26 protein-coding genes are annotated in these 24,585 nt (G+C 57.6%); 21 read left to right on the top strand and 5 right to left on the bottom strand.

Annotation, left to right across the window (positions count from 1 at the left end):
* Nucleotides 1–6 precede the first annotated feature (6 nt).
* The 3 genes from OHD58_RS26245 to OHD58_RS26235 are packed head-to-tail and all read right to left on the bottom strand — an operon-like array spanning nt 7 to nt 2,679.
* Nucleotides 7–798, bottom strand: a complete 792-nt coding sequence (locus OHD58_RS26245; protein ID WP_263806587.1) for an alpha/beta fold hydrolase — start codon at nt 796–798, stop codon at nt 7–9.
* Nucleotides 795–2,036, bottom strand: coding sequence for an LLM class flavin-dependent oxidoreductase (locus tag OHD58_RS26240; protein WP_263806586.1), 1,242 nt, complete (start codon nt 2,034–2,036; stop codon nt 795–797). Before OHD58_RS26240 ends, OHD58_RS26245 begins: the two co-directional genes overlap by 4 nt.
* Nucleotides 2,020–2,679, bottom strand: a complete 660-nt coding sequence (locus OHD58_RS26235; protein ID WP_157999220.1) for an NAD(P)H-dependent oxidoreductase — start codon at nt 2,677–2,679, stop codon at nt 2,020–2,022. Before OHD58_RS26235 ends, OHD58_RS26240 begins: the two co-directional genes overlap by 17 nt.
* A gap of 214 nt (nt 2,680–2,893) precedes the next feature.
* Between OHD58_RS26235 and OHD58_RS26230 the strand changes: the two genes are divergently transcribed.
* The 8 genes from OHD58_RS26230 to OHD58_RS26195 all read left to right on the top strand — a co-directional run bounded on the left by OHD58_RS26230 (nt 2,894) and on the right by OHD58_RS26195 (nt 10,136).
* The gene (locus tag OHD58_RS26230) at nt 2,894–3,397 is read left to right on the top strand and encodes an Lrp/AsnC family transcriptional regulator (RefSeq protein WP_006204334.1); all 504 of its coding nucleotides are present in this window, start codon (nt 2,894–2,896) and stop codon (nt 3,395–3,397) included.
* A 35-nt stretch (nt 3,398–3,432) separates the two neighbouring features.
* Nucleotides 3,433–4,569 carry a M24 family metallopeptidase gene (locus OHD58_RS26225; protein WP_157999218.1) on the top strand — a complete coding sequence of 379 codons (1,137 nt, stop codon included), beginning with the start codon at nt 3,433–3,435 and terminating at the stop codon, nt 4,567–4,569.
* An 89-nt stretch (nt 4,570–4,658) separates the two neighbouring features.
* Complete coding sequence (locus OHD58_RS26220; protein WP_006204332.1) at nt 4,659–5,909, top strand: ABC transporter substrate-binding protein; 1,251 nt, start codon at nt 4,659–4,661, stop codon at nt 5,907–5,909.
* 162 nt (nt 5,910–6,071) lie between these two features.
* Nucleotides 6,072–6,938, top strand: a complete 867-nt coding sequence (locus OHD58_RS26215; RefSeq protein ID WP_006204331.1) for a branched-chain amino acid ABC transporter permease — start codon at nt 6,072–6,074, stop codon at nt 6,936–6,938.
* A complete protein-coding gene (locus OHD58_RS26210; RefSeq protein WP_263806585.1) occupies nt 6,935–7,804 on the top strand; it encodes a branched-chain amino acid ABC transporter permease in 870 nt (289 codons plus the stop codon). Before OHD58_RS26215 ends, OHD58_RS26210 begins: the two co-directional genes overlap by 4 nt.
* Nucleotides 7,801–8,568, top strand: a complete 768-nt coding sequence (locus OHD58_RS26205; protein ID WP_006204329.1) for an ABC transporter ATP-binding protein — start codon at nt 7,801–7,803, stop codon at nt 8,566–8,568. Before OHD58_RS26210 ends, OHD58_RS26205 begins: the two co-directional genes overlap by 4 nt.
* Nucleotides 8,565–9,302 (top strand): ABC transporter ATP-binding protein, encoded by a 738-nt coding sequence (locus OHD58_RS26200; protein WP_263806584.1) that lies wholly within the window; start codon nt 8,565–8,567, stop codon nt 9,300–9,302. The genes OHD58_RS26205 and OHD58_RS26200 overlap by 4 nt, the downstream gene beginning before the upstream one ends.
* 21 nt (nt 9,303–9,323) lie before the next feature.
* Nucleotides 9,324–10,136, top strand: coding sequence for a 2-keto-4-pentenoate hydratase (locus OHD58_RS26195; protein ID WP_006204327.1), 813 nt, complete (start codon nt 9,324–9,326; stop codon nt 10,134–10,136).
* 134 nt (nt 10,137–10,270) lie between these two features.
* On the opposite strand, the gene OHD58_RS26190 is transcribed toward OHD58_RS26195, so the two are convergent.
* Both OHD58_RS26190 and OHD58_RS26185 read right to left on the bottom strand, forming a co-directional pair.
* The gene (locus OHD58_RS26190; protein ID WP_244426006.1) at nt 10,271–10,345 is read right to left on the bottom strand and encodes an Lrp/AsnC ligand binding domain-containing protein; all 75 of its coding nucleotides are present in this window, start codon (nt 10,343–10,345) and stop codon (nt 10,271–10,273) included.
* A gap of 512 nt (nt 10,346–10,857) precedes the next feature.
* Entirely contained in the window at nt 10,858–11,478 is a 621-nt protein-coding gene (locus OHD58_RS26185) for a helix-turn-helix domain-containing protein (protein WP_006204325.1), read from the bottom strand.
* Between the two features lie 44 nt (nt 11,479–11,522).
* On the opposite strand from OHD58_RS26185, the gene OHD58_RS26180 reads away from it, so the two are divergent.
* The 13 genes from OHD58_RS26180 to OHD58_RS26120 all read left to right on the top strand — a co-directional run bounded on the left by OHD58_RS26180 (nt 11,523) and on the right by OHD58_RS26120 (nt 24,197).
* A complete protein-coding gene (locus tag OHD58_RS26180) occupies nt 11,523–12,218 on the top strand; it encodes a B3/4 domain-containing protein (protein WP_006204324.1) in 696 nt (231 codons plus the stop codon).
* 170 nt (nt 12,219–12,388) lie between these two features.
* On the top strand, nt 12,389–13,195 hold the full coding sequence (locus tag OHD58_RS26175) for an ABC transporter ATP-binding protein (RefSeq protein ID WP_006204323.1): 807 nt from the start codon (nt 12,389–12,391) through the stop codon (nt 13,193–13,195).
* A gap of 36 nt (nt 13,196–13,231) precedes the next feature.
* Nucleotides 13,232–13,993: a transporter substrate-binding domain-containing protein gene (locus tag OHD58_RS26170; RefSeq protein WP_263806583.1), complete on the top strand. Its 762-nt coding sequence runs from the start codon at nt 13,232–13,234 to the stop codon at nt 13,991–13,993.
* Between the two features lie 75 nt (nt 13,994–14,068).
* Nucleotides 14,069–14,791: an ABC transporter permease gene (locus OHD58_RS26165; protein WP_263806582.1), complete on the top strand. Its 723-nt coding sequence runs from the start codon at nt 14,069–14,071 to the stop codon at nt 14,789–14,791.
* 9 nt (nt 14,792–14,800) lie between these two features.
* Nucleotides 14,801–15,490, top strand: coding sequence for an ABC transporter permease (locus tag OHD58_RS26160; protein ID WP_263806581.1), 690 nt, complete (start codon nt 14,801–14,803; stop codon nt 15,488–15,490).
* A gap of 42 nt (nt 15,491–15,532) precedes the next feature.
* On the top strand, nt 15,533–16,753 hold the full coding sequence (locus OHD58_RS26155; protein ID WP_263806580.1) for a trans-sulfuration enzyme family protein: 1,221 nt from the start codon (nt 15,533–15,535) through the stop codon (nt 16,751–16,753).
* Nucleotides 16,754–16,971: 218 nt separating this feature from the next.
* On the top strand, nt 16,972–17,613 hold the full coding sequence (locus OHD58_RS26150; protein ID WP_263790794.1) for an FMN-binding negative transcriptional regulator: 642 nt from the start codon (nt 16,972–16,974) through the stop codon (nt 17,611–17,613).
* Between the two features lie 486 nt (nt 17,614–18,099).
* Nucleotides 18,100–19,161 carry a homoserine dehydrogenase gene (locus tag OHD58_RS26145; RefSeq protein ID WP_263806579.1) on the top strand — a complete coding sequence of 354 codons (1,062 nt, stop codon included), beginning with the start codon at nt 18,100–18,102 and terminating at the stop codon, nt 19,159–19,161.
* A complete protein-coding gene (locus OHD58_RS26140; protein WP_263806578.1) occupies nt 19,161–20,576 on the top strand; it encodes an aldehyde dehydrogenase family protein in 1,416 nt (471 codons plus the stop codon). The genes OHD58_RS26145 and OHD58_RS26140 overlap by 1 nt, the downstream gene beginning before the upstream one ends.
* A gap of 56 nt (nt 20,577–20,632) precedes the next feature.
* Entirely contained in the window at nt 20,633–21,511 is an 879-nt protein-coding gene (gene dapA / locus OHD58_RS26135; protein WP_263806577.1) for a 4-hydroxy-tetrahydrodipicolinate synthase, read from the top strand.
* Nucleotides 21,512–21,521: 10 nt separating this feature from the next.
* A complete protein-coding gene (locus OHD58_RS26130; RefSeq protein ID WP_263806576.1) occupies nt 21,522–22,931 on the top strand; it encodes an aspartate ammonia-lyase in 1,410 nt (469 codons plus the stop codon).
* 17 nt (nt 22,932–22,948) lie between these two features.
* Nucleotides 22,949–23,770 carry a phosphotransferase gene (locus tag OHD58_RS26125; RefSeq protein ID WP_263806575.1) on the top strand — a complete coding sequence of 274 codons (822 nt, stop codon included), beginning with the start codon at nt 22,949–22,951 and terminating at the stop codon, nt 23,768–23,770.
* Nucleotides 23,754–24,197 (top strand): Lrp/AsnC family transcriptional regulator, encoded by a 444-nt coding sequence (locus tag OHD58_RS26120; RefSeq protein ID WP_006205813.1) that lies wholly within the window; start codon nt 23,754–23,756, stop codon nt 24,195–24,197. Before OHD58_RS26125 ends, OHD58_RS26120 begins: the two co-directional genes overlap by 17 nt.
* Nucleotides 24,198–24,585 lie beyond the last annotated feature (388 nt).

Below are 24,585 nucleotides of genomic sequence, written 5' to 3'. Positions count from 1 at the left end.
TGGATATCAGCGTGTCAGGAACTCGTGCACGATGCCCGGCGCATCAGGGTTCTCGCCCAAGACGAGGTGCCCGGTTTTCGGGAGGATCCTCAGTTCCGATTTCGGCAAAAGCTCCTGCCACGTCTTGGCACCGCCCACCGGAAAAAACCGATCCTCCTGACCCCACAGGAGCAGCGTCGGGCAGGTAATCAGGTGTATGCGCTGGCGCAGTTTTGGATTGCCCTGCGGATACTCCCAGCCGACTCGGCTGAAGGCCGTCAACTCGCGGAAGCCAAGCGTCAGGAAGTCGATGTCGTGGCCATCAGGGAAATATCGAAGCGCGACCGAGGGATCGGCCGTGAGATATTCGTGGAGCTGCTCCTTTGGGATCTTGAAGCTGTCGGGGTTGGGGAACTCCGGGATCACCACGCCGTTCGGCGCCACGAGTACGAGCCTGCCGATGCGCGGCGCCTGAACAGAGGCATATTCGGCCGCGATCCAGGCTCCCAGCGAGTGGGCGACGATGTCGACTTCATCCAGCCCCATCTGATTGAACAGGTCGATGTAGTGGAAGATGTAGTCGCTAACGTCGTCGATGCGGGGATCGTCGTCGCTCTCGCCGAAACCGGGATGATAAGGGACGATGACACGGCGGTCCCTGGCCCACTCGCGCACGAAATCGAAACCCGGGAAGGTGCCGCCTCCGTGAAGGTAAATGACGGGCCGTCCTGAGCCGATCGAATAAACGGCCGTCCTGACGCCGGACACGACATACTCCGAGCGGTCGAACCCGCTCATATCCACGATTTTCTTGTTCACCGGCCCGTCCATTTTCTAAATCTCATCATTTCCGGGGGATCGAGGTAAGCCGATTGCGGTGACTGTTCGACCTTTGGGGCTCCGTCGCGTCGCTCCTCAAGAATCGGGATCACCTCTTTGGCAAGCTTGGTCATGTTGCTGACGACTTTGTCATGCGGCATGTTTCCGATGTGGACTTCGCAGATGATCCGATTTGACCCGGTCTCTTCAGCCCATTTTTCCAGTTGATTGGCGACGGTCTCTGGTGAGCCTGCGACGACACGGTAGACCGCCTCGATCGCCTTCCAGTCGAAGACACCGTGGGATTCGGGAATGAATTTCCCGTCGCGCCGGCGGAATTCGTCGACGGGAATGTATCCCGGCAACTCGATAAACCGGCCCGATTTGAGCAACTGACCAAAGTAGAAATCGGCCCAAGGCGTCATCTCTTCGACCGCCTGTTGGTCGGTGTCCGCGACGTAGACCATTGCGGTAAGCGGGAATTTGGAGGGATCCGGGTCATGTCCGGCTTCGACCGATTTCTGTCGGTAGATCTCCAGCGCCTTCATCTGCTTGGGAATCGGCGAGAAAGTCGCGGCATATCCGAAACCCAGCCGTGCAGCCATCTCGACCGTTGTGAGACTCCCGGAGCCGACGAGAAAGATGGGAGGATGCGGCTGCTGGATCGGTCGGGGCCACACATTGAGATATTTGTAATGATAGAACTTGCCATCGTAGCCCTTCGGTTCGCCGGTCTGCGTCTCCCAGGACTTCAGCATGATATCGATCGATTCATGCAGGCGGTCTCGCGCCGTCGCCGGCGCCACGGGATTGACCCAGTATTCCATCGGGGTGCCGAGCGGGATAGCGACTTCGAGCCGACCGCCTGACATGACGTCAAGCATCGCATAGCCTTCGGCCAGGCGATGCGGGTTCTCCAGATTGGGCGGCGTGCCCATAATGCAGACACGCAACTTCTCCGTCCTGGCAAAGATCGCCGATGCGATTATGGACGGCACCGGCATCATGCTTGCTGGCGTGGCGTGATGTTCGTTTATGCACAGCCCGTCGAAGCCCAATTCCTCGGCCAGCACCGCCTCGCCCAGGTAGCGTTCATAAAGTGCATGACCCTTGTGTGGATCGTAGTAGGCGTTCGGGATGTCGACCCAAAGCGAGTCCCGTTCCAGGCACTCATCAGGAAGGTCGGTGTAGGGCATGTAATGGGCGACAAGGAATTTCGTGTCAGACAGGATAGGCATGATTTTTCCCAGAAACGAGAGTGGAGCTTTCGCTCGAAAATTCGCCAAGTTCGTCGAGCCGATGCGCCATTTGATTGGTCGCCTTGTCGATCCGCGCTAGAACTCCCGGATCGACGATCTTGTCTTCCTTGAAGTCGGCTTCGCAGGAATAGACGCATGTCGGAAGCGTATCTGCTTCGAAGAAGCCAAACAGCGGCCGCAGCTGATGCTCGATCACTAGGGCATGCCGCGGCCCCCCGCCGTTGGCGCTGATCAGTACCGGCGTTTCGCAAAGGGCATCGGCTGGAAGAAGGTCGAAGATATGCTTCATCAGCCCGCAATAAGCACCCTTGTAGATGGGGGTCGCCACGATCAGGGCGTCTGCGCTCTCGAGCTCGCCGATGATGCGGGCCGATTGCTGGCTCAGGTCGGCGCGATCGAAAGTGCAAACAGATTCATCCAGGTCCAGGAGATCATAGGTGACGATCTCAGCGCTGGTCTTCTGCGCCAATTGACTGACGATCGCGTTCGTCAGCGCCAATGTCTTGGAAGGCCGGCGAAAATTGCCGCTGAATGCCACGACTCTCAATCTTGTCATACGCTTGCCGCCTGCTCGCAATTTGTCTGCAAGGCAATCATCGGCCGAAGGCAGCGGCAGTTCCACCCCGCCAAATGGAGGGGTGAACGCTGTCGACTCTATGAGAGCGCTTTGTCGGTTGTCGCTGTTAGATCGGTCGGTAAGCAGGATTGCGTTTGGACGCCGCGCTCGCGCCCATTTTGAGTCTGGCGCGCCGAAAAATATGGAAGCCGAAATAATACGTTGCAAAAAGTTTCGGATTATGGAAGATATGAACGAACAAATTACCTGAATTGAGAACATGAAGCCAAAACCGCTTGATCAAACCGAAAGGCTCATCATCCGTCTCTTGCAAGAGGACGGCCGCATGCCGACCGCCGAGATGGCTAGGCGGTTGTCCATCAGCGAGCCGACTGTGCGCAAGAAGCTGAGCCAGCTTACTCAGGAGGGTAGGGTGCGCATTCGCGCCACCGCCGATCCCGTCGATCTCGGCTACGAGGCCTCGGCCTTCATCGGCATTGACGTGGAGCGTAACGCCATCATCAAAGTGGCGAAGGTGCTGCAGCAATATTCGTTCGTCGACAGTGTCGCCGTGACGACAGGTCCCTACGACTTGATCATCAAGGCCTGCTTCGAGACGCTGCGCGATCTCTACGACTTCATCCTGGTTGAGCTCGCTGCGGTCGACGGGATCAAGGATTCCAACTCGCTGATGATCCTCCAGAACATCAAGACCGACGGCCTGATCGGCGTCGCCGGTCTCGAAGACGGACCGAACAATGAATCTCAAGACAACAAACCCTAGTGGAGTTTGAAATGCCAGCCTTCTCGAAACAGGAAATGACACGTCGTATCGATGCTCTCCGCAGAAAGCTCGCCGCGGAGCGCGTCGATGTCGCATTCCTGCACACCGCCGACAGCGTCTTCTACATGAGCGGCGTGCCGCTGCTGTCGGAATGGGGACGGCCGATGTGGGCGATTCTGCCGGCATCGGGGTCGAGCGCGGTCTGCGGTGCGGCTATCGAGACTGAGAACATGGAGGAGCACAGCTCCTTCGACGAGGTGATGGCCTATGGCGATGATGAGAATGTCGTGCAGGCGAGCCTCAAGCTCTGCGCAGACTTCATCGCGCGCCGCGGCTCCGCCAGGATAAGGCTGGGCATCGAGGAAGCTCTGCTGCCAGTCGGTCTGTTCCGCGCCTTTCAGGCCCGCTTTCCCGAGGCAGAACTCGTCGAAGTCGGCCCATGGCTGGAGGAGTTGCGGCTGATCAAGTCGGACGAGGAGATCCGCCTGCTTGAATTGGGCGCGGACCTCGCCAAGATCGGCGCCGACGCCTTCCTAGAGGCCATGCAGGACAACGTCACCGAACTTGCGGTGGCCGCCCATGCGGTCGCGGCGGTGAACAAGGCGATGGGCGCCCTGTCCGACAACGGACTAACCAGCACCTACGCCTATGCCCAATTCGCTGACCACACTATGGTACCGCATCTGCACCCGACCAGCCGCCGCCTGAAGCGCGGCGATCTCGTATCGCTCAACATCTTTCCGGTCGTCTGGGGCTATTGCGCGGAGCTGGAGCGCACCTTCGTCTATGGCGAGCCTACACCTGAGATCAGGAGGACGCTCGATGCCGTCAACGAGGCGTTCGACGCGGGCAAGGAAGCCCTGAAGCCGGGTGTCGCCATGTCGGACATCGATATGCTGACGCGCGGGATTCTGCAGAAATACGACCTGGTCAAGTATATCCGCCACGGCACCGGGCATGCCCACGGCATCATGATCGGCTCCGCCAGCCGCGAGGAGAAGGGAGAACTGCGTCTTTACAACAAGACCAAGCTCCTGCCCAACATGGCGAACTCGGTCGAGCCGGGCGTCTACATTCCGGGCCTCGGTGGCTTCCGTCACTCCGATGTGCTGATCGTCACGGAAACCGGGTCCCGCTGCATCACCGATTTCCCACGCGACATCGGCTTTTGAGAACAGAATCCGGCCGATCCCCCGGCGTCATCCTCCCAAGGCTGCCGCGGGCTCAGCGTAGAGTTTAGTAACAAAGGGGAGTAAAAACGATGAAAAGCGACTTCACGAAGCGCCGTCCATTGGGCGGCTCCATCAGTCGCCGCTCGCTGCTGGCCATCAGCGCCGGAGCGGTAGCCGCAACCGCCCTGCCGGGTCTGAGCGCAGCTTGGGCTCAGGATGGCGACATCAAAGTCGGCGCTCTGATGCCGTTGTCGGGGGCCGGCGGTAGTTTCGGGCAGGAGATGCTCACCTCGGCGAAGGTGGCACTCGAGGAGATCAATGCGGCCGGCGGTCCGCTCGGTCGCAAGATCGTGCTCGTGGTGGAAAACGACGAGACCAGCCCTGAAGCAGCCGTGCGCGGTGCGCGCAAGCTGGTCGATGTCGACAAGGTGTCCGCGATCGTCGGCACCTGGGCGAGCAGTGTCACGCTTGCGGTGGCGCCGATCGTGCAAGAGAAGAAGCTCATCCAGCTCTCGACCTCCGGCGCCAGCCGCATCACCGAGGTACAGAAGAAGGGTCATCTGTTCCGCACGGAGCCAGACGACCTTCTGTTTGGCAAAGCTTATGCCGAATACGCCAACAGCCAGGGCTGGAAGAAGGCCGCCGTGCTTGGCCTCAATGTGCCCTTCACGCAGATGACGGTCGCGGCATTCCGCCAGCGTTTCGAGGAGCGGGGAGGGAAGGTGATGAGCTTCACCACCTACAATGAGGACCAGACCACGTTCCGCTCCGAGGTGACGCGCGCCTTCGTTGATCAGCCGGACTTCATCCATATCTCCGGCTACGAGCCCGACATCACCGCCATTCTAAAGGCTGCCTACCAGCTCGGTCTTTCCGGACGCTTTATCGTGCCCGGCTTTGCGGTGAGCCCCGAGCTCATCAAGAATGCCGGGCCTGCCGCGGAAGGACTGCTATTGGTCGAAGAGGGCGTGGCCGAGGGTTCGCCCGCCTATGATCGCCTTGCCAAGGCGCTTGGCGGCGACCGCTACTATTCCTTCGGCGCGCAGGCCTACGACCAGCTGGTCCTGCTCGCGCTTGCCATTGAGGCGGCCAAGTCGACCGACGGCACTGCGCTCAATGACGCCGTCAGAAAAGTCTCCGGGCCCGACGGCGCCAAAGTGACCTCTTTCGCAGAGGGCATCAAGGCGCTGCGCACAGGTGAGCAGGTGAACTACGAAGGCGCCTCAGGGGCGATCGACTTCGATGCGAACGGCAATATCGCTAAGGCCAATTTCCGCGTGTCGCAAGTGAAGGACGGCAAGATCATGCCCATCGGCGCGGTCAAGGACGTTGTGTTCTAGACGAGACGCTGACAATCCCTCTCCCCGTTTGCGGGGAGGGGGTAAGGATGACAAGCAGCACCTGACCTCGACCAAACGGCGGTGGGCTTTAAATCCGTACCCGCGTGCGATTTCATCGGAGGCGCTGCCGGCAGGCGGAGCTGGAGGCTAGGAAACGCTATTGTGGATGAGTTGCAAATCTATCTCGTCTCGGCGCTGGTCTCGGCCGCGATCTGGACGCTGCCCGCGGCGGCGATATCGTTGATCTACGGAGTTCTGCGTTACCCGAATTTCGCCATTCCCGAATTCATGACGCTTGGCGCCTATCTGGCGTTGTTACTGTGTGGCTTCTCCGTGCCGCTGTGGCTTTCGGCACTTCTGGCGGCCGTGCTAACAGGGCTAATCGCGCTCGCAGTCGACCAGACGATCTTTCGTTTCGTGCGCGCCGCGGGCACGCTGCCGCCAGTGCTCCTCTCGCTTGGCCTGATGCTCTTCCTGCAGAACGGCGTCCGCTTCATTTGGGGCAATGACGTGCATCAGTATCCCATCGAGCTTGCGCGTCCCTTCGTGTTCGCCGGCTTCATCGTCACGCCGACGCAAGCGGCCATGATCGGCGCCGTCGCGGTCATCCTGGTATTTGGGATCGCGGCGCTGCGCTGGACCTCCTTCGGCCGCGCTGTGCGCGCCACTTCCACCAATCCAGAGCTCGCGGTTGTCACCGGCATCCGGCCGGAAGTCGTCTATGGCGGCATCATCTTTGCCAGCGGCTTCCTCGCGGCCATCGGCGGGGTGGCGCTTGCCACGGAGACCTCGCTCACCCCACTTCTCGGCTGGCGGGTGTTGATCCCACTCTTTGCCGTCGCCATTTTGGGTGGACTGGGCAGCGTTACCGGCGCCGCACTTGCGGCTCTGCTTCTCGCGACGGTGTCGGAATTCAGCCTGTTGCTGCTGCCGGTCACCTACAAGACAGCGCTCGCCTTCCTGGTGCTGGCGCTGGTGCTGCTGGTCAGACCTACGGGCCTCATCCGGACGGGGGGAATTGAGCGATGACAGCCTATCTTGTTGCCATCCTCATCTTTGCCGTGATCTACGGCTTCGTGGCGCTCGGCCTCAACATCCAGTGGGGCCTCACTGGTTTGATCAATCTCGGCCAGGTCGCATTCTTCGCGGTCGGCGCCTATTGCGCGGCACTCACCACGCAGGCCGGGTTGCCGTTGCTGCCTGCTCTCGTTCTGGCTGCGCTGGTCAGCGGCTCGCTCGGCGGTGCGGTGGCGCTGTTTACGCCACGCTTGCGCGAAGACTATCTCGCCATTGTCACGTTGGGGTTCTCCGAATTCGTGCGGCTGATCTTTCTCAACGAAAAGTGGCTCGCTGGTGGCCCGGACGGCATCGCCGGCATACCGCGGCCCGTCACCATTCCAGGCCTCGATTCAGAAACTTCCTTCCTGGTGATTGCCGCCGTGCTGCTCGCCGTCGCTTTCTGGTTTAGTCAAAGGCTGGCACACTTCCCGATAGGCCGGACGCTGCGCGCAATCCGTGAGGACGAGACCGTGGTCGCATCCATCGGCAAGCCGACCCTTACTTACAAGACGCTCGCATTCGTGCTCGGCGCTGCGCTCGCAGGCATAGGTGGCGCGTTGTTCGCGAGCTACCTCACTTACATCTCACCTGACATGTTTGGCCCTAATATCTCGATCTATGTGCTTGCGGCCGTGCTGCTTGGCCGGCAAGGTTCCACCCTGGGCACGCTCGCGGGAACGGCGGTCGTTGCCGTCCTTCTCGAAGGCACGCGACTTCTCAAGGACTACATCACTGTCGTCGACGGTGTGCAGTTGGCCGCACTTCGCCTGATGGCGCTTGGCCTGGCGCTAATGATAATCGTGGCGGTTCGCTACGGTCCCGGGAGGCGCGCGTGAGCAACCTTCTGGAGATTGCCGGGTTGAACAAACGCTTCGGCGGCCTCCAGGCCGTCGACCGTTGCGAGCTATCGGTCCGAGAGGGATCGATCACTGGCCTGATCGGCCCTAACGGTGCGGGCAAGACCACGCTCTTCAGCATCATCAGCGGCTTCACCAAGCCCGATTCCGGCCAGATCCGGTTTGGCGGGCGGCGCATCGAGGGCCTGGGCGCATACGAGGTCGCGCGGCGCGGGCTACGCCGTACCTTCCAGATCCCGCGAGAGCTGAAGGAGATGTCGGTGCTGGAAAACCTGATGCTGGTGCCGGAAGGCCAATTCGGCGACCGGCTCCTCTCCGTCCTTCTGCCAGGCGCGCGGGTCAGACAGGAAGAGCAAGTCAACGAGGCAGCCGCCCGTGAGGTGTTGGAGACGGTCGGGCTCGCCGAAAAGGCCGACATTGCCGCGGCGCGTCTCTCAGGCGGCCAGAAGAAGTTGCTCGAGCTTGCCCGCTGCTTGATGAGCCGACCGCGGCTGATGCTGCTCGACGAGCCGACAGCAGGCGTTAACCCGACCCTAATCCGGCACCTGATGAAAGTCATGCAGAAGGTGCACGCCTCGGGCATCACGCTGCTCATCATCGAGCACAACATGAACGTCATTATGGAACTCTGCGAGCGGGTGGTCGTGCTCGACCGGGGTCACGTCATTGCCGCCGGTACGCCGGCGGAAATCCAGCAGAACAAGCAGGTGCTTGACGCTTATCTCGGCGGGGTAGATGCATGAGCGGGAGCGACATTCTCGTCGCCGATGGCTTGGTGGCCGGCTACGGCGAAATGCAGATTCTGCACGGTATCAGCATACGCGTGGCGCCAGGCGAGATCGTCACCGTCATTGGCCCGAACGGTTGCGGCAAGTCGACACTCCTGAAGACGCTGGTCGGCGTCATCCACCCAACTGCAGGCAAGATTTCCCTTGCCGGACACGATATCACCAACACCGCGACGCGCGAGCGTCTGCGTGCCGGGCTGGGCTATGTGCCGCAGGTCAGGAACGTCTTCGCGACCATGACGACTGAGGAGAATCTGCGCATGGGCCTCGTCGCGGTGCCCGGTCCCGTTCGCGAGCGGCAGGATGCGGTACGCAAAATCCTGCCGACGCTCGGCAATTATTGGAGCGCCACCGCCGGCCGGCTGAGCGGAGGTCAGCAACAGATCGTGGCCCTCGGTCGCGCCCTGATGGCATCCCCCAAAGTGCTGCTTCTTGACGAGCCGAGTGCCGGCCTCTCTCCTAAGGCAACCGACGAGGTTTTCGGGCACATCCGTACGATCAGCTGCGAGGGCGGCGTTAGCGTGGTGCTGGTCGAGCAGAATGCGCACAAGGCGCTAGCTATCTCGGATCGCTGTTACGTGCTCGCCGAAGGGCGCAACAGGCTGGACGGGATCGCTGTTTCCATCGCCAGCAATCCGGAGGTCGGCCGCATCTATCTCGGTGCCGGCGACGGGGCGGAGAAGCCTTGACCCATCGTGTAGGAGGTTTAAGTGCAGCTTCCCAAGAATATCTTATCGGATATTGCGGATGAAGTTCAGAATACACGCGATGTCCTGCGAGAGGTCTCACCTTTTACGTCCCGTTATCCAAACTTTGGACTGGCGGATGCATACTGGGTTGTCGAAGAGATAAGACGCAGACGCGAGGCAAATGGTGAGCGAATAGTCGGCCGCAAGATTGGCTTTACCAACTCTGCCGCGTGGGCCGGCTACGGGATCAGCGGGCCAATCTGGAATTACCTCTACGACCAAACAACGTTCGATCTAGGCGTGAAGACGAGCCTTGCGGTAGCGCATTGGCCGAACGTCAGAATGGAGGCTGAAGTCGCGCTCGGCTTGTGCGCACCTCCGGACCCTCGCATGGACGAACACGATCTTCTCTCGTGTGTGGAATGGGCAGCACTCGGCTTCGAGGTTTGCACGTCGATCTTTCCAGAATGGCGTTTCAATGTCGCAGATGCTGCGGCAACGGGTGTTCATGTTGCCCTACTTCTCGGCTCCCGGCACTCAATCAAAAGTGACCGCGAGCGATGGGGAAAGCAACTGCATAGCTTTTCGGTGACGCTTGCTTGTGAAAACGGTTCCGCGGCGGTGGGTGGTGGGTCGCAGGTCCTGGGTAGCCCTCTCGCCGCATTAGCCTATTTGGTACGAGAACTGGAGCGCTTTGGCGGTCAACCCCTCAAATCGGGAGACATCGTTACCACAGGCACTTTGACCGTAGCTCTACCGGCTCAGTCGGGACAGCGGTGGCGAGCACAGCCTTTGGAAATTCCGTTCAAGGATATAAGCTTGGATCTAGTCTAGAATATCAAGACGAAACCATTCCGATGCGCAGGTGAGACAAAAGCGGGATCGGCCGTCGGCTTTCTCCATTGCAACGCAGCTTCGAAGCTCGTCACATTTCCGCCCTCGAAGAACGATTGGCGCATCAGTGCCGTTTACTCATCCATGTCGCTGGCATTCATGATAAGCACAAAGTCCGTCTCGCCAGTGATGCAGTAGCACTGCTGCACCTGTGGACAGCTCGCGAAACGCTTTTTTATCTCGTCGATCAGATCCAGTCTTTCCTGTTTCGGTCGTCACCTCCGCGATAACCGTCAGGGGGCGCCCAATCGCCCTCTCGTTTACGACAGAGATGTCCTTCTTCTTGATTATCCGGTGGAGCGAAGCCGTTTGAAGGCGGCGCGCTACCGCTGGCGCCGAAGGGCCTACACGGCGGGAGATTTCCTGCTGGGGCATGAGATTGTCGAGCTGCACGGAAGTTGGCTCGTGCCATTTCGACGTGGGGAACGGAAGCCCGTCTTCTGGCTTTCCGCAGACGAGCATCAGGCAGGCATTGCCGCATGCGCACAGGTCCAGTGTGCCCCTCGCTGCATCCGACGAAGGACGCGTTCAATCCCGTATTGTCAATCATGGCTCTAGCATTCAGTGCTGGTCTAAGAGACAGGCATCGGGGTTGCGGGAAATCGTTCCGCCGGTCCGACTTAGCCAAAAGCGCATATAGCGTGGGATACGGGAATTGTACCTAAACATGCTGCACGCGTGGGTACTGCAGTTCTGCGACCACCATGATGAACCGAAGCTCTTGAGTGCCCCGATTCATATAGGCATGCTTGTCTTCCGTGCGTGCCAAAACCGAAGAACCGGATTGAACTAGGAGATCGGTATCAGCCAATTTCAGAGTTAGCTCGCCGGTTTCCACATTCAGCAATTCGAGCGTTCCCGCAGAATGCCCGGGCGATTCGAATGTTTCGCCTGGAAACATAATCCACCGCCAAAGCTCCACCTCGTCCGGACCGTGCGTTCCCACAAGGAGAGTGGCACTGCCTCCGCCAGGGCCTCGCCACAATGTGGAAGTGTCTTGCGGGTGCACGATCCGTGCTGGCACACTTGATGCTACGCCTACGAAGTCTGCGACAGAAACCCCCAGAGCGACTGCCATCCTGCAAAGAGTGGCGATGCTGGGGTTAGCGCTGCCCTTCTCGATTTCCACCAGCATCCCTTTGCTGACCCCGGATTTTCGAGAGAGCTGGTCAAGTGTGAGGCCGTTCTGGCGTCGGAAAAGCTTGAGGTTCTGGGAGACCATTGCACTGACGTGTTCGACCTCGGCGCCCACGTCGGTCAGTATATTGACTTTCTGTTCCATGGTCGGTATATTACACCAAGATGGTCAATGGGAGCTAGTGGGCCGTGTTCGAAATCCCGGTTGTCGACGAACGAATTGCCAGCATTGCCCCTGGCTTTCGCGCCATATCCATCCATATCGATGCCACGAATGCCGAAACAGGAAGCGTTGATACAAATCTTCTGGCAGAGGCCTGCAACTTTGTGTCGGCGGGAGGTGCGCCATGGGCAGACGCGCATTTGGCCAGTTGGTCGGAAACGTACTTCCGGTTCGGTGCAAAGCCGAACCGAACTCCCTGCTCTGCCCAGGCTCTCAGAAAACGGGTGGAGAAAGACGGCAAGGTTCCCACGATCAACCCCGTTGTCGATCTCTACAACGCTGTCAGCCTTCGGTACGCACTTCCTGTCGGCGGTGAAAACTACGACGCGTATGTTGGGCGGCCACGGTTAACAATTGCCGCTGGAACTGAAGTCTTCGAAACGGTTGTCAATGGAGAGGCGATAAAGGAATGCCCGGCACCGGGAGAGGCCATCTGGCGAGATGATGCAGGCGTCACTTGCAGGAGATGGAATTGGCGACAGTGCTCTCGCACCCGGTTGGACGCTTTGACCGGTCGCATGTGGTTTCTGTTGGAAAGCTTGGAGACCATGCCTGAAAACGCGCTCGAAGAAGCAGGCGATATGCTGACCGACGGCTTGTCGCGCCTCATGCCAGGGTGTGGGATCCTGAAACAAAAGCTGTCCATTACTCCTCCTCCTTAAACAACAATCTGTGGCGACCAGATAACGGCACTCGGTTCGCGGGCTCCCTGCCGCGGCCAAACGGCCAGATTTGAGTAGCCTTCCTCTCCTGCGACTAACTGCACAAGGGTGACGTTTGCTGCGGCAACGCAGCGATTGCGGAGCGTTGCCTGCATGAGCACCGAAAAGCCATGACGAGCCTGATGGAGATCAGAATGCATGCTGGCACTGGGATACCTGCGCTTGCCGTACGGGATGTCCATAAGCGTTATGGAGCCCACGAAGTTTTGAAGGGAATTTCGCTCACGGCACAAAAGGGTGATGTGGTTTCGATCATCGGCTCGTCAGGCTCTGGCAAGAGCACCTTTCTGCGCTGCATCAACTTCCTCGAAATCCCTGACCAGGGAGCCTTCCAGGTCAATGGAGAGGACGTCAAGTTCCGGATTGGGCATGATGGGAAATGCCATCCAGCAAGCTGGCGCCAGATTGAGAGACTCCGAACAGGGTTAGGGATGGTTTTCCAGAGCTTCAATCTCTGGCCCCACATGACGATCGTGGAGAACGTGATCGAAGCCCCTGTTCACGTCCTTGGCGTTGATCGAAAGGTCGCTGTCGAGAAAGCGCATGGGCTGCTCACCAAAGTGGGTCTCTACGACAAGCGCGATGCCTATCCCGCTTTCCTTTCCGGTGGTCAGCAACAGCGAGCATCGATCGCCCGCGCGCTCTGCATGGACCCCTCCGTCATGCTGTTTGATGAACCGACGTCGGCCCTGGACCCGGAACTGGTCAGTGAAGTCCTCAAGGTGATCCGCAGCTTAGCGGAAGAGGGCCGAACCATGTTGTTGGTCACCCACGAAATGAAGTTCGCTCGCGATGTCTCGACTCGCGTGCTGTTTTTGCATCAAGGCCAAGTGGAGGAAGACGGCCCTCCCGACCAGGTCTTCGGTGCACCCATGAGCAGCCGCTGCAAGGAATTTGTTGGAGCGGGTTCGCACTAGTCACCACCACCCAACTTCTCAAAAAGGGGAACTAAGATGAAATATCGGACTATTGCTCTAACTCTCACCATTCTCTGTTTCGCGGCAGACGCTCATGCCGATATCCGGTTTGGCATCGCGAACGAGGCCTATCCTCCCTACACGACGAAAGATGCCTCCGGCAAAGAGATCGGTTGGGAGATCGATCTCATGGACGCGGTCTGCCAACAGCTTCACGAGCAGTGCACAACCGTCGATATTGCCTGGGATGGCCTCATTCCCGCTCTCGAAAGCAAGAAGATCGATGTAATCTGGTCTTCGATGTCCATTACGGACGAGCGCAAGAAGCGTATCGATTTCACCGACAAGTACTACTCCGCAGCGGCAAGCATGATTGGAGCAAAGGACGGATTTGCTGGGGTCACTGATGAGCAGATGAAGGGGAAGACCATCGGGATCGCAGTTTCCACAACGCAATCGGCTTACTTCCAGAAACATTTCGCAGATATAGCAACTGAGAAAAGCTACGCGACTGTTGATGAATCACTGCAAGACTTGGCTTCAGGTCGGATCGACTATGCGTTTGCAGACACCGGGCCCCTGAAGGAATTCCTCAAAACGGACCTCGGAAAGGGCTGTTGCGAATTCAAGGGGACGGTTGCTGCCGATGACGAGATTCTTGGAGCAGGCGTAGGCGGCGGAATTCGCAAGGGGGACGAAGAGCTCAAGCAGAAACTGAACGGCGCCATCAAGGCGATAAGAGCCAACGGGAAGTACGCGGAATTCAATAAGAAGTACTTCGACTACGATCCTTACTGATGCATTTATCTAGCGGATTTGCTGACGAGCATCCTTCGCGGCAAGTCCGCTAGCTCTGTTTCGAAAGATTCCACTATGAATTCTGTGAACTCAATTCTGGAATTGTTATCCATCAACCCTCCGGGGTGGGGTGGCGTTCTGCTCACCGGGGCTCTCGCCACGCTGTTGATATCCATGGGCGCCTATTTCCTTGGCATGGTCTTGGGGCTGTTTGGCGCATTTGGAAAGTTGAGCGGATTTCGATCAATTGAGTGGCTTCTGCAACTCTACACGACTGTGGTCAGGGCAGTTCCGGAACTGATTTTGATCATAGCATTGTACTATGCTGGGACCGACGGCCTGAACCGTGTTCTCGCCTTGGTTGATCTTGGTCCGCTGGAGGTTAACGGCCTGCTCGCAGCTGTGATCGTGCTCGGCTTCGTCCAGGGAGCCTACATGACGGAGGTGTTGCGAGGCGCCATTCTGGCAATTCCGGTCGGCCAGCTCGAAGCGGCGAAAGCGTTTGGAATGCGCCCGGCCTTACGATTCCGCAGGGTAATCCTCCCCGCGCTGATTCCGAATGCCCTGCCGGGTTTCGCCAACCTATGGATGGGAGTCGTCAAGGACAGCGCACTTATAGCTGTTGTAGGTTACCAGGAATTGGCTCTCGCTGCACGGGTTGCTGCAAGCAATACGAAGCAATACATGGTGTTTTTCCTGGCGGCTGCGGCGATCTACCTAATAATTACCCTTGTTTCCAATCAAATCTTTGCCGCTTTGGAATCGTATTTCCGCCGTGGGCAGCGAGCATTGGCGTAGGAGGCCAAAATGGACTTCTCTTGGGTTGCCTCCTATGCGGACTTGCTGGTGCGAGGAGCTGCAATAACCTTTCTGCTTCTATCCATTTCGGTGGCAGTCGGTTTCGCTTTGGCAATTCTCCTTGCAGTCGCACAAGTGGGGGCCTTTTCCGCATTCCGTTGGCTGTCGAGAGGGTATTGCACGTTCTTTCGCGGCACCCCGCTCCTGATACAGCTGTGGCTCCTCTATTATGGCCTTGGGTCGTACCTTCCTTCCATCTCCGGCCTAAGGGCAAGCTTTTTGTGGCCGATACTGCGCGAGGGGTTCTTCTTTGCAGTGCTTGCCCTGACGCTGAACTTCGCAGCCTACCAAGGCGAAATCCTAAGGGGGGCGATGCTGTCGGTTCCAAAAGGAGAACTCGAGGCTGCGCGGGCGTTTGGCATGTCACCCGGCAAGATCCTGCGTCGCATATGGCTGCCACGGGCGATCCGCATCGCTTTGCCGACCTTTGCCGGCGAGGTCGTGCTTCAGTTGAAAGCCACGCCGATCGTGTTCTCGGTCACCGTCATGGATCTTTACGGAGCGGCCTACAAGATCCGTCAGGATACCCTCCTGGTCTATGAACCGCTTATCCTGGTGATGGTGTTTTACGTCGGCCTGACCTTCGCGATAACGCAGGCCTTTCAGAAACTCGAAAAGGCGGTGCCGTCCCGGCGTTGAGTCACAATTACTGTTTCAAACTCCAGCAACGAAGAGCCACAAATGTCCAGACCCGATAAACATCAGCTGTCCACCTTGTCTTTCCATACGCTGTCGGTGCACGGCGGCAATGAAATCGACAAGACGTCCGGCGCGATCCGAACACCGATCGTCATGGCCAATTCCTATCTTCTTCCGGAAGACCCATCGACCATGGATTGGTCGGATACGGAAACGCCCTCCTATACCCGCAATTCGGGTCACAACCAGATCGGCCTGCAGCGCAAGCTGGCGGCGCTCGAAGGAGGCGAGGATGCGGCAGTCTTTGCAACAGGGGTTGCAGCCCTCCATGCCGTTTTCTTCACCTTCCTGAAGACAGGCGACCATGTGGTTGTGGGCGATGTCACCTATGAAGCGGTTTGGCGGCTGTTCGCTGAACTCCTGCCGCAACGCTATCAGATCGAAGCAACCTTTGTGGACATGGGCGACATGGATGCAGTGAGAGCCGCCATCCGGCCGAACACCAAGTTGATCCATACCGAGACGATCGCCAACCCGACCACGAAGGTGGCTGATATCGCCACGCTGGTGTCGATTGCCAAGGAAGCCGGCGCGCTTCTAACAGTGGACTCGACCTTCACACCTCCGCCTTTCTTTCGACCGCTTGCGTTGGGGGCGGACCTCGTGATCCACTCATTGACGAAATACATCAACGGCCATGGCGATGCGATGGGCGGCGTTGTCATCGGCTCGAAGGAGCTCGTCCACCATGTGAAGGCAGACGCCCTGGTGGATGTCGGCGGAACCATCTCGCCTTTCAACGCCTGGCTGATCATGCGCGGCTCGGTCACCTTGCCGCTTCGCCTCAAGCAGCAGTTCTCCTCGGCCGAAACGGTTGCCCAATATCTGGCGACCGACAAGCGTGTCGCATATGTGACCTACCCCGGCCTTGAGAGCCATGACCAGCATGAGTTGGCGCAAAAGCAATTCGCAGGCCAAGGCTACGGCGCGATGATGGCTTTCGCGGTGGAAGGCGATCCGGACACGCAAAATCGTTTCGTCGCCAATTTGAAGGTGATCACCTCCGCGGTCTCGCTTGGGCATGACGAGAGCCTGATCGTTCACGTCGGCGGCGGTGGACGAGGCGGCTCCAACAAATATCCGCCCAACTTCCAAAAATATGGACATCTGCGCCTGTCGATCGGCCTTGAGGACCCACGCGATCTCATCGCCGACATCAACAATGCATTGGACGCAACGTTTGAGAAATCCAACCCCATCTAAGGGGTGGCCCTCTTGCCGAGTAAATTGCTCCTTGATTGAGCATTTACTTGGCCCTGGGCGATCTTCAAGCCGATGCGAATTTTGTGCCCTGAACGTCTCTGGCATGTCAGCGCGAAATTCGCCAACTCGCCGGTTCTGACCCAGGGAAGGGCAAGACATTTGTCGCAGAGCCAAGGCAAAAGGTGCTGGGGATAGCACTAGGCATCAAAGGAGCGGTCATGTATTTGCCGTCGCATTTCAACGAGTCGCGCCTTGAGGTCCTTCACGACCTGATCGAGCGCAATCCCCTTGGCATCCTGTTCACCAATAGCAAAGGTGAAATGGATGCAAATCACATCCCCTTTCTCCTTGACACCAAGCAAGGCACGTTAGGCGTGCTTCATTGCCACGTCGCCCGCGCCAATCCCGTCTGGCAGAATGCTGCGAACGGCGATGAAGTGCTGGTCGTATTTCGCGCCGCAGACGCCTACATCACGCCGACCTGGTATCCGACCAAGCATGAGACGCAGCGGCAGGTCCCCACCTGGAACTACATGGTTGCTCACGCCTATGGGCAAATCAGGATCCGCGATGACGAACGCTATGTCCGCGCTATCGTAGCGCGCCTGACGCGTATTCACGAGGCAACGCGCGAGACGCCATGGAAGATGACGCATGCTCCAAGGGATTACATTGACGCGTTGGTGAAGGCGATCGTCGGCATAGAGATCGAGGTTACCAGGCTGACCGGCAAGTCCAAGTTGGGCCAAGATGACGGTGCCCCAGATATGCGCGGCGCTGGCCTTGGCCTGAAAGCCCAGGGCGATATTTTGATTGGCGACGCCATGATTGCGCGCGCGGATATCGACGTCCAGAGTTAGCACGAACAGTCCCATCCGGGGCAGGGGCCATGAGGAATACCGCTATCGGATCCGCCACGCTGTTTCTCTTTCGAGCCGTGTCCCATCAGGTGCGGTTTGTCCGCCAGGTAGCAGATCGGGTGATCTTGATGGATCGGGCGAAATCAATGGGCAAAACACACCGTGAATTGTTCATGATCCCGCAGCATCCGCGCCCCCACCTCATTCCTGAGCCAGAGTCTTCACGGACTTGCTCTCTGGTCCAACATGGGAGCCGTCTGGCTCCGGCACAAGTATATGCCATCAGCGGTCCGACCTTGGTGGTCCGGCGACCACCCACCGGCGAATCGGAGGCGATTGGTTCCCGCGGCTGGAAGGCTATTGGTCGCAACGCCAACAAAATAGCGGCAAAATGAGCAAAGTGCTCGGTTGTTTGGTCCTATTGCGGCGTTTCCACTGTGCGGTCCGCACCCGCATGATGCCCGCACAATTCTTTGGAGGATCGTCATGACAGTTTACAATATTGCGCTTATTGGCTTTGGCGGTGTGAACCGGGCCTTGGCAGGACTTATCGCGACAAAAAATCCGCAGTGGGAGCGCCAGCTTGGCTTCCAGTTAAACATCGTCGCCGTCAGTGATCTCTACCTGGGCTCGGTGATATCACCCAACGGGCTTGACCCGCGGATGCTCACTGAGGCCAATTTCACCAAAGGTGGCTTTGGGCAGCTTTCCGGCGGCAGTTCTGAGGCTGACAATGAAACTGTCATCAAGCTGGCGCCAGCAGACATTGTCGTTGAAGCGACGTTCACCAACCCGAAAGATGGGGAGCCTGCCGTCAGCCATTGCCGTTGGGCGCTTCAAGCAGGCAAACATGTCGTCACGACCAACAAGGGTCCGGTAGCTCTTGCCGCCCAGGAGCTCAAGGCACTGGCCAAATCTCGCGGCGTGCGCTTCGAGTATGAGGGCGCCGTCATGAGCGGAACTCCGGTAATGCGACTGGCGGACAAAACGCTGGCCGGCGCCGAAATGAAAGGCTTTGAGGGCATTCTCAACGGCACCTCGAATTTCGTCTTGGGACGCATGGAGGGGGGGTTGGACTTCTCCTCTGCCGTCAAAGAGGCGCAGGCCCTTGGATATGCTGAGGCCGACCCAACTGCGGACGTTGAGGGCCATGATGTTCGACTGAAAGTCGTGATCCTTGCAAACGAGTTGCTGGGGGCAAACCTCAAGCCCGAGGATGTCACCTGCGAGGGCATCTCAAGATTGTCTCCTCACGACATTGAAACGGCTGCCAAGGAGAATTGCCGGTGGAAGCTCATCGGATCCGCGGCTCGTGGTGTAGATGGGATTGTCGTTGGCAGTGTTGCTCCCAAGAGACTAGCTCTAGAGCACCCGCTCGCAGGAGTCGGAGGCGCAACGAACGCAGTTTCACTCAACACGGAGCTGCTTGGATCGGTGACGATAACAGGACCAGGCGCTGGACGGGTCGAGACTGCGTATGCCCTTCTGTCCGATATTGTTGCCATCCACACGACTCAACCGTCGCGAGAAGCGAAGGAGGCTGCATAATGCGCAGTGCAGCCCTGAGCGAGATTACCCTTGCTCAAGATATCATCGTGAGAAGCCCCTTCGACGGGGCCGTCGTTGGAACAGTGCGCCAGACCAGTGCTGGAAGCGTGGGCTCGCTCTTGGAACGGGCAAAGCGGGGAGCCCAGATCGCAAGAGCCCTGCCGCGATACAAACGCTCGGCCGTCCTGGAAAGGGCAGCTGCGACGATCCAGGCCAACCTGGAAGAATTCTCGCTGCTCATCGTGAGGGAAGCGGGGAAAACCATCGTGCAGGCCCGCAAGGAAGCAACTCGGTGCGTCAACACTCTCAAACTGTCGGCGGATGAAGCAAAACGAAATGCGGGCGAGATCATACCGTTCGACTCCTACCTCGGATCGGAATCTCGCCAGGGCTGGTATACCCGGGAGCCTTTGGGCATTATCGCTGCCATTACGCCCTATAACGATCCGCTGAACCTCGTCGCCCACAAACTTGGCCCAGCCATCGCCGGAGGCAATGCCGTGCTCTTGAAGCCGTCAGAGCTCACGCCACTTTCCGCACTCAAGCTGGTCGACACCCTGATCGCGAGCGGCTTGCCTGAGGAGATCGTGACCGTTGCCGTCGGTGGGCCGGAGCTTGGTAAGGCGCTTGTTTCTGCGCGCGACGTGCGCATGATATCTTTTACCGGTGGGTTCAACACCGGCGAGGCGATCGCACGGGCCGCGGGCATCAAGAAGCTTGCGATGGACCTTGGCGGCAACGCTCCCGTGATCGTGATGGAAAATTGCAATTTCGATGCAGCCGTCGACGCCTGCGTTTCCGGGGCCTATTGGGCAGCTGGCCAAAACTGCATAGGCACGCAGAGAATTCTCGTACAGAACGCCATCTATGAACGGTTCAGGTCAACGTTCGTCGAGGCGACCGCAAGATTGAAGGCCGGAAATCCCCTTGAGCAAACGACCGACATCGGCCCGATGATCTCAGAAGGAGCGATCTTGCGAGCCACTGCAATGGTCGATCAAGCAATCTCGGCGGGAGCCGCTTTGCTCTGTGGTCATCACCGGCATGGGAATCTCTACGCGCCTACCGTTCTGGAGAATGTCCCCGCGCAATGTGCTGTCTGGTCGGAAGAGGTGTTTGCGCCGATTGTCATCCTGCAACCGTTTGGTGAGCTGAAGGATGCCATCGCGATGGCTAACGAGCCCGAGTACAGTCTCCATGCCGGAATATTCACCAACGATCTGGACCACGCCCTCGATGCCGCCAGCGGAATTGATGCATCTGGCGTCATGATCAACGACTCTTCGGACTATCGTTTCGACGCGATGCCCTTCGGCGGCTTTAAATATGGCAGCATGGGACGAGAAGGCGTTCGGTTCGCCTATGAGGAAATGACGCAACCCAAGGTCGTTTGCATAAACAGACTGCAACGATAACCGGCGTCTTGCAACTGGCAGCCGCCAGCAATTGTTGCCTGAGGGGAAAAGTGTAGATGTTCAAAGGTTCTATCACAGCGCTTGTAACACCGTTCAAGGACGGCCACGTCGATGACGTTGCATTGCGCGACTTCATTGAATGGCAAATTGCAGAAGGATCATCAGGTCTGGTACCGTGTGGAACGACAGGAGAAAGTCCAACACTTACCCATGCCGAGCACAAGAGGGTGGTGGAGATCACCATAGACGCCGCCGCCGGTCGTGTACCAGTCATCGCAGGGGCCGGCTCCAATAGCACAGAGGAAGCCCTGGAGTTCGTGCGCCATGCTCAAAACGCAGGCGCCGATGCACTGCTCATTGTCTCTCCTTATTACAACAAGCCGACTCAAGAGGGAATCTACCAGCATTTCAAGGCGATTGACGCTGTCAGCAGACTTCCGATCATAGTTTACAATATACCGCCTCGCAGCGTCGTCGACATCCAAGTTGAAACTCTGGCGCGAATATTCAAAAACTGTCGCAATGTTTGTGGGGTTAAGGACGCCACGGGCAACATATTGCGTCCCTCGCTTGAGCGCATGGCGTGCGGCCCGCAATTCAATTTATTGTCGGGTGAAGACGGATCTGCCTTGGGCTATATGGCGCACGGCGGTCATGGATGTATTTCGGTGAGCGCAAACGTCGCACCTCGTCTTTGTGCTCTATTCCAGCAGGCCTGTCTGGACGGTAATTTTGCAGCAGCGCTCAAGTTGCAGGATCAGCTGATGCCGCTCCACAGAGCGCTCTTCCTCGAAACGAATCCTGCTGGTCCCAAATATGCGTTGGAGCTTCTTGGTCGGATGAAGGCAGACCTTCGATTGCCGCTCGTCGCTGTCAGCCCGACAGTCCAGGATGAAATCAAGCGTGCCATGCTGCATGCTGGAATCCTCGGATAAGAGGCAAGACATGCTTCCAGGACGTATTGAATCCGATCTTATCGGCCCGCTCCTCATTCCCAGTAACGTTCTCTATGGCGTACATACCGCACGTGCAGCTGAGAACTTTGACGTTTCAGGGCTACAACTGAAGGACTTTCCCGAACTCATACAATCCATGGCCATGGTGAAGAAAGCAGCGGCGCTGGCCAATATGGATCTCGGGCTGATATCAAGATCAAAAGCAATGGCAATTTCCGAGGCTTGTGAAGATCTGATAGAACGGCAGGGCATCGATCAGAATTTCCCAGTCGACATGATGCAAGGTGGTGCCGGGACTTCCACCAACATGAACGTCAATGAGGTCGTAACAAACCTCGCTCTCCTGAAGCTTGGGCGGGCAGTGGGAGACTATGTCACACTCCATCCCAATGACGACGTCAACTTGTCGCAGTCGACCAATGACGTTTACCCAACGGCAATACGCCTAACCATCTTGCGGGCCTGCGATGCACTAATCGCGTCGCAGGTAAATATTCGAGACGCCTTCCGAGTGAAGGCAGCTCAGTATGATCAAGTCGCAAAAGTTGGTCGCACACAGCTTCAGGACGCCGTGCCTATGACGGTTGGCCAAGAGTTTGATGCGTTCGCGGAACTGATGGAAGAAGACATAGTGCATTTACAATCAGCGTCGAGGCTGCTGATGGAGGTTAACCTGGGTGGATCGGCGATCGGCACTTCCATCAATGTTCCACCTGGCTTTTCAGGCCTTGCCTGCAGTCATCTCAATCAAATTTCTGGCTTTGATTTGGTGCCTGCTCGCAACCTTGTCGAAGCCACTTCCGACACCGGAGCCTTCGTTACCTTCTCCGGCGCCTTGAAGCGAATCGCGGTAAAGCTTTCAAAAATATGCAACGACTTGCGTCTGTTGAGCAGCGGCCCTCGCACGGGTTTCGGAGAGATCCGACTGCCGGCCGTACAGGCTGGTTCGTCCATAATGCCGGGAAAAATCAATCCGGTCATCCCTGAGATGATGAACCAGATTGGGTTCCAGGTGATAGGCAATGATTTGACGGTGACGCTCGCGGCGAGCGCAGGCCAGTTGCAGCTGAACGCGATGGAGCCCGTCATAGTTTTGAACATTCTTCAATCCATGCGAATGTTGACAAGAGGTATCAAAATTCTGAAGCAGCGTTGCGTAGAAGGAATCGAGGTCGATGTTGATCGATGCAAATCGTTTTGCGATCAGTCTCTCGTTCTCGCTACGCCACTGGCGACATTGATTGGTTATAGTAAAGCTTCGGCTCTTTCAATGAGAGCTTTGGGGGAAAAGAAACCACTTCGGCAAGTCGTAGAAGAAGAGGGTATCTTATCTCAAGACCAGATTGTTCGGATATTCGGCATCTCTGATTGCCCCTCCAAATCACCGAATAATTCCTAAGATTGGCGGCAAGGGTTATGGCTGTATTCACAGAGCTCTCTGACGGCGATCGCGACGCTATTGCGTCTGCGTACGGGATAACATCGTTGTTATCTGTCATCGGCATTGCTGATGGAGACCGCGAGACGACCTATCTTTTCAGATCCAAAGAAAATGACCTTATCGTCACCCTGTTCGAAAATGGCGCCGAACCGTCAGATCTGGAACGAGCATTTGAAACCATGGAGAGGCTCCACAAAAACGGAGTCCCTTGTCCGAAGCCAATTCGAAGCCTCGACGGAAATGCCACCTCTCGAGCAGCTGGCAAACTCGTAGCGATCGTGAGTTTCGTGCCTGGATCGTCAACGTTTGATCCCGTAACGCGCAAGTGTCACAGCCTAGGGCAGACCATGGCAAGGATTCACTCCATTTTGCAGCCCCATCCGAATAGATCTTCGTATGAGCTGCCGACAGGACCGGTTCACGGAGCACTGGTCCATCAGAATGTTTTCTTTCTCGATGACAAGGTCAGCGGTATCATAAATTTTCGACTCCGCCATGATGATGCGCTCATTTCGGAAGTTGCGGATGTGCTTGTTGACTGGACAGGCGGGTCGAACGGAGGCTTGGATAATGACAACGCTCAAGCACTGCTGGCTGGATACCAGAGTGTTAGAAGTTTGTCGGATGCTGAACGAGATGCGCTACCTGCCTTTGTGATGGCGGCAACAGCCAGGTGCTATGGGAGAAAGGGAGATCACAGGCATCTCCCTGACATTGCTGTAAACGCATATCGATCGGCTAGCGGGATAATGCAATCAGGACTGGTTGGCTTGGATCCCCATGAAATACCTGCTTGATAGAACCGATGAAAAAATCCTGAACGAATTGAAGAACAACGCACGCATATCGCATGCTGAATTGTCCGGACAAGTCAACTTGTCGCGTAACGCTGTTCGCGTGCGCATCGAACGACTTGAGCGGGAAGGCTTCATCAAAGGCTACACAATCGTGTCCGGGGAAGGTTTGAGCAGCGAAGCTCTCACGACCGCAATGATGTTCGTTTATAGACATGATCGGATGAGAGGTGGCGAGGTCATACACGCGTTGCGGCGTATTCCGGAGGTTGTTTCATGTGACGTGATGACCGGGGACTTCGATCTTTTGGTGCGGGTGGAGTCCGGTGACGCGGACCGTATTCGGCAAATCTGGCAGCAAATCTCCGAATTGCCAGGGGTACGTGATACCCTTACGGCGTTTGCTTTATCATCCGTCATTCGAAAATAGCACTATCGGCTCTGAGGAGAGCCAACTCAGGTTGCATTGCTGATCGTCTGATCCGTGTTTCTGCCGGTGTGGAGAGCCTCACCTTCTCGCAGCGGCCGTCCAGAGCGGGGTCGGCTGGCCGGGCCCTCGCTTTTAGTCGATGGCCTCGGACGCCGGTCGGGGTTCATGTCTGGACGGCCCCCGTTGCGCAAGGGTGATTGTGGGTGACGGACCGGCCAGGTGCAGTCATGTCTACGGCCTGTTTCATGCGAGGCTCGCCTCGCTGGCCAAGATGAAGTCCGCGGATCGGTTCCCAATCAATTTTGCGCGCTTTTGATGCGCTCTGACCCCAAGGGGTGTCCCGATCCCCGGCACTGCCGGTTCGTCATCTCCTCTCAGCATCCATGCA

The sequence above is a fragment of the Mesorhizobium sp. ZC-5 genome (assembly GCF_025753855.1).
GTDB lineage: Bacteria > Pseudomonadota > Alphaproteobacteria > Rhizobiales > Rhizobiaceae > Neomesorhizobium.
The sequence above is the reverse complement of the archived record's forward strand: the minus strand, read 5'-3'. Positions and strand labels throughout refer to the sequence as shown.

Excerpts from the sequence above, each read along its gene's own strand:
- OHD58_RS26240 (WP_263806586.1), bottom strand. The coding sequence starts at position 2,036 with ATGCCTATCCTGTCTGACACGAAATTCCTTGTCGCCCATTACATGCCC.
- OHD58_RS26230 (WP_006204334.1), top strand. The coding sequence starts at position 2,894 with ATGAAGCCAAAACCGCTTGATCAAACCGAAAGGCTCATCATCCGTCTC.
- OHD58_RS26225 (WP_157999218.1), top strand. The coding sequence starts at position 3,433 with ATGACACGTCGTATCGATGCTCTCCGCAGAAAGCTCGCCGCGGAGCGC.
- OHD58_RS26220 (WP_006204332.1), top strand. The coding sequence starts at position 4,659 with ATGAAAAGCGACTTCACGAAGCGCCGTCCATTGGGCGGCTCCATCAGT.
- OHD58_RS26210 (WP_263806585.1), top strand. The coding sequence starts at position 6,935 with ATGACAGCCTATCTTGTTGCCATCCTCATCTTTGCCGTGATCTACGGC.
- OHD58_RS26200 (WP_263806584.1), top strand. The coding sequence starts at position 8,565 with ATGAGCGGGAGCGACATTCTCGTCGCCGATGGCTTGGTGGCCGGCTAC.
- OHD58_RS26185 (WP_006204325.1), bottom strand. The coding sequence starts at position 11,478 with ATGGAACAGAAAGTCAATATACTGACCGACGTGGGCGCCGAGGTCGAA.
- OHD58_RS26175 (WP_006204323.1), top strand. The coding sequence starts at position 12,389 with ATGACGAGCCTGATGGAGATCAGAATGCATGCTGGCACTGGGATACCT.
- OHD58_RS26170 (WP_263806583.1), top strand. The coding sequence starts at position 13,232 with ATGAAATATCGGACTATTGCTCTAACTCTCACCATTCTCTGTTTCGCG.
- OHD58_RS26165 (WP_263806582.1), top strand. The coding sequence starts at position 14,069 with ATGAATTCTGTGAACTCAATTCTGGAATTGTTATCCATCAACCCTCCG.
- OHD58_RS26160 (WP_263806581.1), top strand. The coding sequence starts at position 14,801 with ATGGACTTCTCTTGGGTTGCCTCCTATGCGGACTTGCTGGTGCGAGGA.
- OHD58_RS26155 (WP_263806580.1), top strand. The coding sequence starts at position 15,533 with ATGTCCAGACCCGATAAACATCAGCTGTCCACCTTGTCTTTCCATACG.
- OHD58_RS26150 (WP_263790794.1), top strand. The coding sequence starts at position 16,972 with ATGTATTTGCCGTCGCATTTCAACGAGTCGCGCCTTGAGGTCCTTCAC.
- OHD58_RS26145 (WP_263806579.1), top strand. The coding sequence starts at position 18,100 with ATGACAGTTTACAATATTGCGCTTATTGGCTTTGGCGGTGTGAACCGG.
- OHD58_RS26140 (WP_263806578.1), top strand. The coding sequence starts at position 19,161 with ATGCGCAGTGCAGCCCTGAGCGAGATTACCCTTGCTCAAGATATCATC.
- dapA (WP_263806577.1), top strand. The coding sequence starts at position 20,633 with ATGTTCAAAGGTTCTATCACAGCGCTTGTAACACCGTTCAAGGACGGC.
- OHD58_RS26130 (WP_263806576.1), top strand. The coding sequence starts at position 21,522 with ATGCTTCCAGGACGTATTGAATCCGATCTTATCGGCCCGCTCCTCATT.
- OHD58_RS26125 (WP_263806575.1), top strand. The coding sequence starts at position 22,949 with ATGGCTGTATTCACAGAGCTCTCTGACGGCGATCGCGACGCTATTGCG.
- OHD58_RS26120 (WP_006205813.1), top strand. The coding sequence starts at position 23,754 with ATGAAATACCTGCTTGATAGAACCGATGAAAAAATCCTGAACGAATTG.